This is a genomic window from Anaerotaenia torta (assembly GCF_050433395.1).
Taxonomy (GTDB): domain Bacteria; phylum Bacillota; class Clostridia; order Lachnospirales; family Lachnospiraceae; genus Mobilitalea; species Mobilitalea torta.
This window is the reverse complement of sequence record NZ_JBNPXH010000013.1, coordinates 66,196-80,408: the sequence shown is the minus strand read 5'-3', so window position 1 is coordinate 80,408 and position 14,213 is coordinate 66,196. Positions and strand designations below refer to the sequence as shown.

The 14,213-nt window shown below is 39.0% G+C and carries 13 protein-coding genes; 6 read left to right on the top strand and 7 right to left on the bottom strand.

Annotated elements, in window-relative coordinates:
- Positions 1 to 89 precede the first annotated feature (89 nt).
- Positions 90 to 1,013 carry an AEC family transporter gene (locus tag HNQ56_RS19480; protein ID WP_429149581.1) on the top strand — a complete coding sequence of 308 codons (924 nt, stop codon included), beginning with the start codon at positions 90 to 92 and terminating at the stop codon, positions 1,011 to 1,013.
- 660 nt (positions 1,014 to 1,673) lie between these two features.
- Here HNQ56_RS19480 and HNQ56_RS19475 read toward each other — a convergent pair.
- From HNQ56_RS19475 to HNQ56_RS19455, 5 genes are all read right to left on the bottom strand, one after another.
- The gene (locus HNQ56_RS19475) at positions 1,674 to 2,543 is read right to left on the bottom strand and encodes a hypothetical protein (RefSeq protein WP_429149579.1); all 870 of its coding nucleotides are present in this window, start codon (positions 2,541 to 2,543) and stop codon (positions 1,674 to 1,676) included.
- Positions 2,540 to 2,677, bottom strand: coding sequence for a hypothetical protein (locus tag HNQ56_RS19470; protein WP_429149577.1), 138 nt, complete (start codon positions 2,675 to 2,677; stop codon positions 2,540 to 2,542). The genes HNQ56_RS19475 and HNQ56_RS19470 overlap by 4 nt, the downstream gene beginning before the upstream one ends.
- Before the next feature lie 59 nt (positions 2,678 to 2,736).
- Positions 2,737 to 3,549 (bottom strand): hypothetical protein, encoded by an 813-nt coding sequence (locus tag HNQ56_RS19465; protein WP_429149576.1) that lies wholly within the window; start codon positions 3,547 to 3,549, stop codon positions 2,737 to 2,739.
- A 133-nt stretch (positions 3,550 to 3,682) separates the two neighbouring features.
- Positions 3,683 to 4,315, bottom strand: coding sequence for a DUF2812 domain-containing protein (locus tag HNQ56_RS19460; RefSeq protein ID WP_429149574.1), 633 nt, complete (start codon positions 4,313 to 4,315; stop codon positions 3,683 to 3,685).
- On the bottom strand, positions 4,308 to 4,640 hold the full coding sequence (locus tag HNQ56_RS19455) for a PadR family transcriptional regulator (protein ID WP_429149572.1): 333 nt from the start codon (positions 4,638 to 4,640) through the stop codon (positions 4,308 to 4,310). Before HNQ56_RS19455 ends, HNQ56_RS19460 begins: the two co-directional genes overlap by 8 nt.
- A gap of 264 nt (positions 4,641 to 4,904) precedes the next feature.
- Here HNQ56_RS19455 and HNQ56_RS19450 point away from each other — a divergent pair, with 264 nt between their 5' ends.
- From HNQ56_RS19450 to HNQ56_RS19430, 5 genes are all read left to right on the top strand, one after another.
- Complete coding sequence (locus tag HNQ56_RS19450; RefSeq protein ID WP_429149570.1) at positions 4,905 to 7,640, top strand: MerR family transcriptional regulator; 2,736 nt, start codon at positions 4,905 to 4,907, stop codon at positions 7,638 to 7,640.
- Positions 7,641 to 7,971: 331 nt separating this feature from the next.
- The gene (locus HNQ56_RS19445) at positions 7,972 to 8,352 is read left to right on the top strand and encodes a DUF4183 domain-containing protein (protein WP_429149568.1); all 381 of its coding nucleotides are present in this window, start codon (positions 7,972 to 7,974) and stop codon (positions 8,350 to 8,352) included.
- Positions 8,353 to 8,461: 109 nt separating this feature from the next.
- Positions 8,462 to 11,083 (top strand): DUF4183 domain-containing protein, encoded by a 2,622-nt coding sequence (locus tag HNQ56_RS19440; protein ID WP_429149566.1) that lies wholly within the window; start codon positions 8,462 to 8,464, stop codon positions 11,081 to 11,083.
- 193 nt (positions 11,084 to 11,276) lie between these two features.
- Complete coding sequence (locus tag HNQ56_RS19435) at positions 11,277 to 11,648, top strand: hypothetical protein (protein ID WP_429149564.1); 372 nt, start codon at positions 11,277 to 11,279, stop codon at positions 11,646 to 11,648.
- A 33-nt stretch (positions 11,649 to 11,681) separates the two neighbouring features.
- Positions 11,682 to 12,572, top strand: a complete 891-nt coding sequence (locus tag HNQ56_RS19430) for a hypothetical protein (RefSeq protein WP_429149562.1) — start codon at positions 11,682 to 11,684, stop codon at positions 12,570 to 12,572.
- Between the two features lie 36 nt (positions 12,573 to 12,608).
- Here the strand turns inward: HNQ56_RS19430 and HNQ56_RS19425 are convergent, their stop codons facing one another.
- Together HNQ56_RS19425 and HNQ56_RS19420 are read right to left on the bottom strand one after the other, a co-directional pair.
- Positions 12,609 to 13,385, bottom strand: a complete 777-nt coding sequence (locus HNQ56_RS19425) for an ABC transporter permease (RefSeq protein ID WP_429149561.1) — start codon at positions 13,383 to 13,385, stop codon at positions 12,609 to 12,611.
- A 4-nt stretch (positions 13,386 to 13,389) separates the two neighbouring features.
- Positions 13,390 to 14,190 carry an ABC transporter permease gene (locus HNQ56_RS19420; protein WP_429149559.1) on the bottom strand — a complete coding sequence of 267 codons (801 nt, stop codon included), beginning with the start codon at positions 14,188 to 14,190 and terminating at the stop codon, positions 13,390 to 13,392.
- Between the last annotated feature and the right edge of the window lie 23 nt (positions 14,191 to 14,213).

The window sequence follows — 14,213 nt, the reverse complement described above, 5'->3', positions numbered from 1 at the left end:
TATGTGCTTATGCTTATAAATTCAAGCGTTGCATGATTAAAGCCTATTGCATAATATGTTAGTACCTTACTATGAGGAGCGTATGCCGCTTGGAAGTTTATATAATATTTGAAAGTGTTCTTTCACTATTCTTTATGATATTAGCAGGCGTTTATGGAGACAGGAGAAAGATCATTACAGCTGCGATCAATAAGGGGTTAATCGATATCCTCATACAGCTTACTTTACCTTGTATGATTCTATCTTCTTTTATCTATACCTACGATGACACAATAAAAACCAATGTCTTAAAAACTTTTTACTATTCATTTGCAGTCTATCTTATCACGATAGTCCTCTCCCGCTTCATTCTTTTGCCAGTCAAAAAAAACAAGAAAACAATTTTGCATTTTTCCAATGTATTTGTTAATACCGGCTACATTGGTTTCCCTGTGTTATACTCCGTCTATGGAGCCGAAGGCATTATATACGGATCCATATTTAATATGTATTTTGTTATATTTCTATGGACCTATGGATTGCTTCTTTTCAAAGGCCGTCATGAAAAAAATTCTCTGATAGAAGAATTACGGAAAATAGTTTTGAATCCATCGATTATTGCAGTGTGTGCGGGCATAATAATTATGATATTCGATCTTAAAATTCCTGCCCCATTATTATCAAGTATAAAAAGTGTTGGCAGCATATCCAGTCCTTTATCCATGATTATTATTGGTGTCATACTTTCCACTGCAAATCTAAAACGATATATTCATGACTGGACATTGTATTATGGATTAGCCGCAAAATTAATTATTATTCCAGTTATAATATATGTTATCTCTTTATTTTTAGGGGAGGCTTCAAAAGCTGTCAATACCGTGATTATTATGTCTTCTATGCCTGCTTCTGCTATGACTGCCATATTTGCCGAAAGCTTTGACAAAGAAAAAGAATACGCTGCTGTCGTTGTCTCTTTATCTACCTTGGTATCCTTGTTTACAATAACAATATTAATGAAAATTATTATGTAAACTGATCCTGTTGCAAATCCCAAAATGTTCTGCTTTACTTCAATGATTCTCTGATCTGGTTTGCGTAGGCATCGGAAATAATGCAAAGACAAAGCTCATCATAAAAACAGGATGGACCAACTCACAGCTTTTCTTTATAGGCTCCTGCGCCCCTTAAGCCAGTCCTCACCCCTCTTATGATACACCGGAAATTCCTGAATATTAGTCTGATAGCCATATTCATTTAATTTACTTATTAGGTAATCAGAAGCTCTTTTTTCACCATCTGTACTGTATTTACGAGGACCTTTGCATAAAATGCTCAAGTTTTCATATAGCTCATTATCATCAACTAAACAACTTGTCTTTTCATTTTTCCTCCTGCAATTTAAAATGAAAGATACATTAATGTAAATTTCTCCTTATCAACATCGACTTCATTCCAGTAGATATGGAATTTATCATCTTCATGTTATGCTTATCCTATTCGTTGTTATTTTAACTCTTTCCTCATAACAACAATCTTCTCTCGAACAGCCGCTTTGACAAATCCAGCCTTCTCATACAGCCGGAGAATTATCTGTAAACGCCCGATTTTCGAAGAAATCAAAGCAATCGGCAGAAAGCTCCGGTGTGAGTGGTTTGATAGTAACATTACTTAAGTATCTCCTTCCTTTTTTGTCAAGCATCATTACGATACTTTTCTGATAGCAATACATATAGTGTTATCCATTTATTAGGTTCCCCTATCTTTCCCACCTCAAAGTATGGGAAAGATTTATCAAGAATATATTTACCCTCACAATCCCTTTTACTATCTAACAATGCTAACGCCTTATTGCAATTAGAATGATTCGCCCCGCCAAGAACCGAAAGACCGTATATCGTCATTTGTAAACCCAATTTCACATGGTCAAACGGATAATATGTCCCCGCCATTTCTTCAATGATTGCCTTTTCCTGGTTATCAGGGCGGAATACAACGTGATGGCTGATATAAAAGTTTATCAGTGATTTAAACTGTGGAAGAATAACACCGATTTTTTTCAACTCCGCCGCAAGTAAAAGATAGGTTGTAGTTTGTCTGTAGCACCCCATATCCGGAAGCTTAGAGTCGTTTGTATTCTTAGTTTTGTCCAGACACCGGAATGTGCCGTCTTCCCGTATGGCGGAAAAAGCAAAAGCTATTTCTTCTTTTACCCATGTATGCTCGTAATATCCAAGAGATACCAAATTTCTTAACAGTAATATTTTAGCACACTTCATACTAAAGTTCATATTCTTGATGATACGTTCCATATAATCATCAATAGGAACATCAACGCGTGTCAGGCCAAATTCCGCAAGTGCGCAGAAAGCAGTGACATCCTCCCACCTTTTATTAAGCCTAAACTTATCCATGATTAAACCGACAACGCCTGATTTCAATAAATCATCATGAGCCTTTTTCACTTCAGGATCATCTTTTGACATATCTAAAAGCTCTGTCATTGTACGGTATTTCACTTCCGGGCTTTTATCCTCAAGAAGCCAATTGATTACATTACTCATTGATGTACCACCTCTTCCTTTTCGTTATCTTTGCCCTTTTCTGTAATGATAGCATAAAACACTGCTCTTGCCAAAGAATTTATGCTTGGCCGGACAGCTGCCGGCTTTTCATTAAGCACTGCAAGCGCAGCCATAATCTAATATTACGTTAATTAAAAAGCATTGCTCTCCTTCCACAGGGGAGCAATGCTTTTTAATTATGTTTTGTTTCTGATCGTTCTAAAACGATCCATCCGTCTCCATTCCAATAGATGGTTTGACTCACTCGGTCATCTATAGGGCCGCTATATCCATCACCCGACGAATGAAGTACAATGCCTTGCAACGGTTTATTATCAATATCTGTAATGACGGTCCCTTGTATAAGACCTCCTGCGTATAATTTCTCTCCATCGGCAGATAAGATGGGCTCTTCTCCAGTTGTGTTTAAACGCTCTGCAACCGATGGAAACGGGTCTGCTTCACCCGCGCCATATACATCCAGGGCAAAAACAGAAACAAGACCAGAGTTGGCATATTGGATATTTACTTCAATCACAATCGCGTCCTTTTTTTCAGAAAATAACTTTGCTGTATAAAATTGATAGCTGCCAACTGCAGGGACGATATGAGCCGTTGTATCGCCGGTTCCAAACCGAATCCGTACCACAAGTTCCGAAGCATCGTATCTGCCAATTCCATTATGGTCCCAGACATAAAGGCTCACATACGCCTCATCATCATGGTCTCCAATTCCATCCAAGTTCAAGCCTGTAAAAAGCTGACCATGTTCTTCAATTGGCTGCGCCCAAAGAGGCTCGTCACTGTTTTCTATACTATTCCGATTCATATCTTCTGATGTATTATTTTCAGCTATGGGTATGGTTGCTGGCGGATTTTTGTAAGACTGCTCACTTGCTACTAGTCCATTAATTGTATTATTAGCCGCTCTTCCTTGCATGCATCCGGTTAAAACAGGTAGAAGCATGATCAAGATAAGCGTTGATGTAACATACTTTTTTTTCATAGGAAGACTCCTTTATTAATTAAATACTGCTGTATTATCACCCAACTCATTGTATCGGTGTTCCGATACGATGTCAAGGGGAGTCATAAACCAAAACCACAAACAAACTGTGCGATATTTTAATTGCTAACTTTTATAAGGATATACTTTTGTTCTCGTTCAAGGTTTTTCTATATAACCACCATGACTTAATTGCAAAAGATGCATATAAAAGAACGATTGTAATCCAGAAAAACAATGAAAATCCTCTTAATAACGCAAATGGTGTTTCAAATAAAAAGCGTCTCCAAAAATCAAAACCTTCCATTTCCCATAGACCCGGTGTCAAATATAATGTTTTAGGATTGAGGAAACCATCCATCTTTATCCAGTCAGATGTTAACATTATGACTAAGAACGGTAACCATGCTATGGATAATGATAACCACATATCTGATACCCGTTTATAGCGCCCTGCACGAGAAAGCAAATCCGAAAAAATATCCTCATCGCCCTCGGGACTTGTTTTTTTAAAATATTGTGAACCGCTTCGCTTTGTTCCTGCTATATGCTGCCATCCACTATCTTCAAATAAAGTGCAATAATCCAAAAAATCCTGATCATTCTTGAATGTTCTATAATCAATTTTGAAAATTACCCGTTCCGGCTGTGTAGAATAGAAATTATAACAGGAAGATACACTTTTAAGCTGATAACCTTGTTCCGCCATTTTACCAAGCCATTTTTCTTCCTTATCAAAATTGGTAAAAATTTTCAATTTAGTCATTTCCCTTCCTCTCCCTTTCGAAAATCTTATTTGTTACGCTTAGCATATGGCTCATTCTCTGATAGTCTGCGTACAATATTTGTTTGCCTGCTGCCGAAATGACATATATTTTGCGCCGTGCATCCGTGCTTGGTACAGCTATGATAAATCCCTTTTTTAATAGGTTCTCTATCGCTCCATAAAGAGTTCCTGCCGCTAATCTGACCTGTCCTTCACTAAGTTCTTCCACCCTTTGCATAATTATATATCCATGAGTCGGCTCTGCTAATGCTAACAGAATATAGTATACAGTTTCAGTCAGCGGTAAATTTTTATCTCTATTCATTTTTAACCTCCAAACCTATACAGTTCAACTATATAGTTTCATTATATACAGTTATACTGTATAAGTCAAGAAAAAAAATGACGAGGCAAGTTCCGATAAATAGTTGCGAGATTAATTTTATCTCCTTTTTCTTGTAAAAAATCATAAAGAGTTTACAGGACAGACGTAAATATTTATAGAAAACTATTGACATTGACGCACGGTCAAGTGATAGACTGTAAAATATAGTTTGACTAAGTCCGGTTCCATCGAAGGAGGCTCATCATGGATTTACTAAAAATCACAGATCTAACCACCCAGCTCGGCTTATCCTCGCGCAGCCTTCGCTACTATGAGCAAGTTGGATTAATTCAAAGTGTCCGTTCGGATTCCGAAAAATACCGTTATTACGACAAGGCAAACATCGAGCGGTTAAAACAAATCATGGTATTGCGTAAAATGGAGATACCAATAAAGGATATTCTCCGTATTTATGAAAGCTCCGATATGAGCGTGGTAGTAGAAACATTCGTCAATCGGATACGCGCTATTGATGATGAGGTTGATGCCCTGGCAGAGCTTCGCAGCTTTGTAAATGAGTTTTTACAAGCTATGATTCAAAACGGGATTACAAAAATTTCGGCATTACCTATTTTGTATGAAAAAATGGAAAAGCAGCTTGATACTTTGGAACAGAAAAAGGCTCTAAATTACAAGGAACTCTCCTCCTTGTCAGACAGGTTGGCAAGACCGGTTGAGCCCGCTATTCTCTCGCTTCCCGCCATGCGCGTTATTTCATCACGATTAAAGGACTGCCCGGAAGAATCTGATATAGAAGGGTTCTACCGATGGATGCAGGCACAAAATATTACAACAGGCGAACCCGGGCTTCATGAGAGGTTTGAATTTCAAACAAGCGCAGGCTATGTGAAAATGCAGCGCATACCGGATGATTTTCAGAATGACAGCGCATATTCTGATTATATTTTCAGCGGCGGATTATTTGCGTCAATCAATGTATTTCTTGATGAAGATTTGGGCGGGCGCTTCCGTTCTCTCATAAAGAGTTTTGATAATAATAAGTTTTATGAGATTGACTATACTCATACGGGCGGAATGCGTCATCCCGCCATGTTAGAAAACCTGATCTCTCCCGATGACAAACGTGAGCTTGTCGCTTTGCTTGTTCCGGTAAAAAAACGGATGGCTGACCACACATTATTCGATGTGCCTGTTGAACTGCCGCCGGAGTCAATCACGATACCGGAAATGGAAGCGGCAAACCCGGTTTTATGGGAAATTGATGTACCGCTGGATAAACTGAGCCCGATCAATCATCCGCATTATCAAATTACAGAGCAGGGAGAGGCTGAATATATCGCATGGATTTCAACAAGGGTATTATCTACAAATATAGCGGTAACATTGCCTTTTCGCGTGGATATAGAATTTAGGATACGCAAAGAAAGTATGCAATTCGCATGGGGTGCGGATGAGGGTAACATACGTTTGTATCAAGGCGACGACTTGAATTACTTGTTTGGTATAAATATGGAGACAAACCCCGACGAACGGCTGTCCAGGGAAGCAATCTGCTTTCACCAACCGATTTTCCGGGACTATTTTCGGTATCCAAAGCGTGGGGGTATTAACAGAGACGAGTACAACCGCCTGACATGGATTGTCGGTGAAAAGCATTTAGCGGTCATAATTAACAACGAAATACGGTATTGCGGCGTGAATTTCCCATATATGTCGGTAGATTGGAAGAGCCAAAAACCGCTTCCCATTATAATCGGCTCTAATGGGCAAAGCAGGATATTCTTTAAATCAATTCGTGTTTCACAGCTTGCACAAATACAAAAATCCAAAATAAAAGAAGGAGAGCTTACAATGATTACAAAACAAAGCAACAACATGATCCCTAATATCCATCGGTTTATTACAAGTGAATATGGAGAGAATTATCATTTTAACGGCTGCGCCCGTTATGTAATGGAGGCTTTGGGTGAATACGCTGCGGCTTCCGACCTAATGACAGATGAAATTTATAATTGCAAAAAGGCCGTCACCGATTTCGGATATTGGTTTTTCGCCGGGCTGACAGGGGATGTTCTTGCTCAGGTTTATTCCTACAAGGATTATATGGGTGAAGCAGTTTCGGCTTGTACCTTTAACCGGGAAGGCGGCAGTTATTTTGAAGGTATTTTTGAAAAATGCGGTTATGCAAGTACATTTGTTTCCGGAACGCAGCTTGCGGCCAACAAAGGAATGTACCTGCAAACACTTATGGCTTATATTGATAAAGGTATCCCTGTCATAGCCGTAACACATAACGGACCGCCGTGGGGCATTTACGTCGGATATGAGGAGGCTGGCAAAACATTGCTTTATTTGGCAGGTGATAAATCCGAACCCGAACGTGTTCCCATTGAAAAAGTGATTAGGGACGGAGTGGATTTGTATACTTATAATGATGTTCAAAAATCGGACGCATTCCATCAAGCCCGGGGCTGGATTTTCGTCGGCGAAAAGAAAAAAACAGTAGATATTGCACAAGTTTACAGGGATATCATACGGGATATGCCCAGGCTGCTTAACACAAAAACAGAGGAATATTGCTTCGGAGCGGAGGCGTTTCGAGCGTGGGCGGACGGCATGGAACGCGGAAAGTTTGACAATGTAAAGCCGGAAGAATTCGACGGGTGGGATGCTCACGTTAGCAGTATTTGCAATATGGCAACCAATGGAAGCTGCGCCCATAATTTCTTAAAAAGGGCGCAGGGGCTGAACCCGGACATGACCTTCCTGGATGAGATCAATAAACTGTACGAACGCACGGCGAAAATTTGGAATAATGATAACGGCAAGGATTTAGAAGCTCTCGGCGGCGGGTTCAATGTGACACTGGAAGCTTTGCAGGACAAAGAAAGGCGAGGCAAAATCGCGGCAAAAATTCGGGAGGCTGCGGATTGCATGGATGAGGTTGTACGGATTATTGAGGAGCAAACAACATTATGATTATTACACTGAAAGCGCTGCAGGATAAAGAACGACGCAGTAAAATCGCGGCAAAAATTCGTAAGTTTGCAGATGTGATAAATGGGATTGTGCAGATAATCAAAGAGAATACTTAATGGTGCTTTTTTGCTTTCTGCAACATATTTCCGATAAAGACCAGGATAAGAGATAATTCATTGGTACCCGCGGGTGCATCTATCAACAAACCGACGCTTTTATTTATATATTTCTGCAATTAATGTATGTTTTTCATTACAATAGTCGAAATATGTAACAAATCGTCACCTTCCGCAATATACTAAAGTGTAATGAAATAGAAGGGGGATAGATAATGGCCGCACAATTATTTAAACTCGTAATCGATGCTACTACTACAACTGATGTTGACATCAACCCGGAAATCAGTAAATACTTCTATCTGCTAAATGAAGACGACAGAACCGGCGGTGTTCTTACTATTCCGGCAACAAAATTTATAGATGATGCCGGCGATATCATGACCGCTAATCTTACGACTGCTACTACGGACAATGGATATTATCTGCTATTTATAAATGGTGTATTACAGCAATCCAGTCTATATACCGTTAATACTGACGGTTCCCAGGTTACTGTTAATAATGCGGAAACCATACCAGTTGGAGCTCCAATTACTCTAATTGTAACTAACTTTGCTCCGACCTCTGATTCTGACACCACAGTAACAACTTAATTATCAAATTTGGGATGTGCTATCCTTTGCACATCCCTTTTCATTTATAACTTACTTCTTATAGAATAACTATGATAATAAAATATGTATTTACTTGGGGGTGGTCACTATGTTTGGAGATAACACACTTTCTTTAAATCAGAAAAAGAAACGAATAGATGCAGATGTCTATCAATATAATACTCTGTCTGATGGAGTCAAAAAAATTTATACCAACGATGATGAATTAATTCAATATGGTGATAGAGGCATCCTCGATCCTAATGAGGTCTCTTTTTTCAGCCTATTTATTAACGGAGTGCTGCAGCCAAAAGTAAATTATGAAATCCAAAAAGGTCTTCTCCTTCTTAAAACGGAAGATGTTCCTATAAAGGATTCTACTATTATTATCTCCTTCATTACTTTTGAAGACAAAAGTGAAAAATCAACGAAACTTAATTCTGCTCTAGTTGAAGGTATCCTTCCTTCAGGAGTAATTTCCAGCGGCCCTGTAACAGATATAAATATATGGGTACAGGATGACATAAGCAATTATCTTCATTTGGAAAGTACTCTTTTGTGCGGACCTGAATGCATTCCCTCAGGCTGTAACGGAACCTGGGAATTCACCTTAACAATAAGTAATATAAGCCGTATACCCATTACAAATATAGTTATAAACGATACAATTCTATTGGATTTCATCACTAATATTGAAAATACCTCTGTCTCCTGCGGAAGTATATTAATAAAGGATGGGGTAATCACCTGGAATATTGATACTCTGGATCTATGCGAATCCGCCGCTGCTCATTTTAGAACAGAGGGTTTCTTTCAAGTGGAAGGAACTCGTTGTATTAGCAGATGTATGGCATATGGAAATACCGTCTCAGGTTCTGTAAACACTGATATTATTTGCATAAACCCTATCCATGTCAGTCAAGGATTAGAACTCACTCAAACCATTATCTCAGGTCCTGCAAAAGTAAATGTTAATACAGCCAATCTATGGAGGGTAGAGATAAAAATATCTAATCTTAGTGCTAATATTGTATCCGGTATCCTAATTAGAGATATCCTGTTCCTTGATCATATCAAATGTATAAAAATCATCAGTATCTCTCATGGAGCAGCAAATATATCAGGCAATGAACTTCTTTGGAAAATTGATGTACTAAGAGAATCAGATACTTCAGTTCTTATGGTAGATATCATAGGCTGCTTCTGCCGGGACGGATTTAAAACTCTGGGTATTGCCTCAGGCGTAGGGAGTGTGAAAACAAAGAAAATTTTTTCTAATCTTTCTCAGGATTTTCAAATCGCAGTTTCTCCAAAGATGAATATAGCAAAAAAGAAATTATTATTACAGGCCCATGTTTTTCATGAAACTATGAAGACCTTCTTAGGCCATCCTAAAAAATGGACTTTCTCTCTCAATATTACTAACACAGACGATGAAATTATTAACGATGTCATTGTCATAGGCCATATTCTTTTAGATGAAATTAAGAACATAACGATTAAATCTATAACATTAGGTAAAATATCGGTCTCTGATAACTCTATTATATGGAAGATCGGAGGGATGCTGCCCTATGAAACTCTGACTGCGATTATTGAAGTTGATGGTTTATTCCATACCACAGGATGCCGCTCAGTAAGCAGAGCCATTGCCGGCGGCTCAGCTTCAAATTCATGTATCATATCCAATATAACTTCGGGATGTCCCGTCAAAGTTCTTTCCCGACGCGAATATGCAGCGTCTTTTGCCTGCAGCAATCCGGTTATTAACCCCGTATATGACATTTTTGAGCTGAAGACTTGTCTCGATTTCTTTCTGCCGGAACATTTATTATCTGCTCACGAAAGGTCAATTGGTATTCATAAAAATAATGATTGTCCTGATCTATTTGGTGACCTAAGGATTGAGAAGTATATTGTATCAGGTCCCCTGGAAGTTAATCCAAATAAAATTAATACTTGGAGAGTTGAAATCAGAATATCCAATTATGGGTATGGTCCGGTTAATAATATTGTCATGACTGATACCTTACTATTAGATGATTTGACTTGTTTTAAACCCATAAGCCTTACCAAAGGTACTATATCCCAAACAAATAATATCATAACCTGGGATATCGGAACTTTAAACTCCAGAAACACAGTAGTATTACTGGCAGAAATCACCGGCTCTTTTCATAAGGAAAACAGTAAAATACTTGATGTTTCTGATTATCAATATAATACCGTTTCAAATGGCATTAAAAAAGAATTTACGAATACCGATGAATTATTAATATATGGAGACTATGGTATCCCTGATCCAAATGATGTATCCTTCTTTAACCTCTATATTAATGGGGTCTTACAGCCGGAACCTAATTATTCTGTGGAAACTGGTCTTCTAACCCTAACCATAGCAGAACCACCCCAAAAAAATGTACCCGTTATTCTTGAGTATTTAGTAATCAAAGACAAGGACAATCAACTGATCAGGGCGGAAACCTATCAGTATAATACCTTGTCAAATGGAGAAAAAACTTATACCGATGCTGACGAATTAACTGTTTATGGAGACCGGGGGATTCTGGATCCTAACCAAACTTCCTATAGCAACCTTTTCGTGAATGGAGTCATTCAACCAAGTATCAATTATTCCATTGAGCCGGGAAGCCTTACATTGACAGTCGAATATGCTCCCATGAAAGAATCTCCTATTCTGGTAAAGTTTTTTTCTTTATATATAATATAAGAATTAATTTGTTGATTTGGAAAATGCATACAGATAATATTTTTCAAATAAATTCATATAATATAGAAGCCGTAAAGCAGCTTTCTATAAAAGGCGCTGCTTTTTCGCCGTCTGTCTCCATTACAGGAATGCGCACTATGTTCCTCAAATATAGATTATATGGACTTTAAAATATATTGATAGGAGTTTATTAATGGGCAGCAATACAAAATTGATGAGTATCGTTTTTAATTTAGAAGATCCCATATTCACAAGAGAATATCCATCTGATATTATCTTGTTTCAAACCTTTACCACACTTCAAACCAATACACCTATATGGACACCTAATACTGATAAGAGCATTTTCCTCACCGCATTGCAGGTTTCTGCCCCTGCCCCACTGGTTGTCCAATTAAATAGAGGAAATAATGCCGCCTTTATGTCAATCGCTCTTACCAATACCCTTGCCACCTATGGTATAAGCTTCCCCTCACCAATTGAATTTAATCCTGATGAAGCAATCTCCATTACAACCAGTACTGCAGGAACAGTTAATATTACCCTTTTAGGCTATGAATTCTAATACATTGATGGGCAATTCAAGGAGAACTATATAATGAATCATAATATTCAAGTCAAGAGCAGCATACCGGCAGCAAGCCACGAAATCCTATTATCTATAAAAAAAAGTTCTGATATCATTCATTATTACAGCTTAGGTATACAGCCCTCAAAAACAATTCTTTGGACACCGGATCCTCAAAAAAGTATTTATCTCACCTCTGTTCAGGTATCTGCTCCATTAGCAGTATCCATTTTATTAAGTGATGATGATACCAATTTTTTATCTCTTAGAATAACACAACCTTTTAGTACTGTAAGTCAAGCCTTTCCTTCCGCCTTCAAGCTTACAACCGGTAATCCTCTTATGTTAAGTACTTCAGATGAGGAAGTATCATGTAATATTTATGGTGCTGCAACCGCTGCTCAGGTTGCCTATAATGGTAGAAGTGATTTCACTAATGTTAATAATGCAATCGGGCTTTCCAACGGGACACTGGCTTCTCTAAACTCAGCTCTGCTTACTCCAGCCCGGGGGAGACTTGTCTTAGAATATCATATGTTACCAACTCAATACAAGTATTTAGAAATTGAACAGGTTATAATAAAATATTACTGCCGCCTTAATCTAACTCTTGCTGTAGGTGTTAGTTCCATGATTCTTTATTGGCGGCCAAATGCCCAGGCGGATTGGATTAATTTACAAGAAATAAGTCTGTCTATCATAGGGTCTGCGAACTATTTAACCACCCCACTTGAACATGATATTACAGATATGGTACGGGGAGCATCTGACCCTTGGGAGGTAATCAATAACTTACAAACATCTTTTGTCGGGACACATACTGGTCTAGGCCTTGGAAATACAGTGCAGTTAGATGCCATAGAAATTAATATCTGCACGGCGGGTAAAAATCAAATTACGATTTTCGGATATGAAGCTTAGTTTTACCGCGATATCTGATTATGAGGCAAAATAACCTTATGAACCCGTCGATTTATATCGCCTTAACCCGAATCGGAAAAATATATAACCGGGAATAAGAAATAGTAACCCCAACAACGGCGTCATCATGTAAAATACGCTTTGCTCCATATCCAACAGATACAATAACGGGTAGTATTGAAATAAGGCCAGAGGAATTACGAACGTAAGAAACCTCAATACTTCCTGACCATATATGGAATATGGATAACGCCCGTGATCCCGCCCGCCGTATGTCAGGATATTCATAAACTCCAGACCTTCGGTAGTGAAAAATGCAAATGTCGCCTGTATAAGAAACAGTGCAGAGAATATGATACTTCCGCATATGATCATCAGGCTGAGCGTCAATATCTTGTCCCAAGTCCAAACAACGCCGCTGTTCGGAACCGCCCAAAAAAGTACAATAGCAGATTGTGCGGTCGCGCCGATTCGGAAAAAACTCATCCTTGACACGAGAATCTGAAATGTAATATTTCTCGGCCTAACCAAAGCGCGGTCAAACTCACCATTGGCCAGCATACGCGAAAGGCGCTCAAAGCCGCTTCCGAACATCTCCGCAAAAGAAAACGCCATAATGACAACAGCAAAGCAAAGTAAAACCTGAGGGTATGTGAACCCATCCACATCGTGGAACAAATAAAACATGAAATAAACACCTAAAAAAGTGGAGAACTGCATCAAGAAATTACCTGCCGTAAGAAAGAGGAATGAAGCCTTGTACTGCATTTCACTTTTTAAGTGGATCAGAAAAAACTTTAGGTAAAGCGACATTTCATCAGCCTCCTTGAACGAGAACTTTTTTCATTGCACGATCCATTGTAATCCTTCCGACGATAATAAGCGCAGCCAGCCAAAAAGCTTGAAACGCGATCCCCTTCCAGGCATCAGTGTCAGCGATGTTTCCGCTGTATATACGAAGGGGCATATTTTGCATCGCCGCAAATGGAAGCATTTCAAGAATAGACCGAACTGACGAAGGGAAAAAAGGAAATGGTATCACAGCTCCTGTAAAAAAAGCCGTCATCGCTATAAGCAGCACCCTTACGCCCCTATATGAGGTTGTATAAAACATGGAAACATACATGAGCATGGTAAACGATACCGTAACACCCAGCGCCAGCACCATGGAAGGCAGGAACATCGCCAGTTGGGTAATGTCCGGCGGAAGTGACATCTGAAAAGGAGCCGGCAGAAAAAATACAGCAGCTAATAGAGGCAGCCGAAACGCGGTAACCGCAGCCCGGCTTGCACAGGCGCGGGTATACCAGCGCCAATACAGATCAGCAGGGCGTATAAGTTCGTAGGCTATGGAACCGTTTTCGATGGACGATTCAATTTCCTCGTCCGCGAATACCACCGAAAACAATATCAAGAATGTTTGCTGCATCCACATATATGAGACCGTTTGTGACAGCGTCATGGGCAAGGCATCCGAATTAGTGCGGTAAAAAGCCGTATAAGCAAGAACCAGCATTAATCCCCACAGAAACCCGGTAAATAAATGCGAGAACACGACTATGCGGTATTGCACGCTATGTATAAAACGTATGCGAAAGATCGCCAGATATTTTTTCATCTATAATACTCCTTATAAAGAGC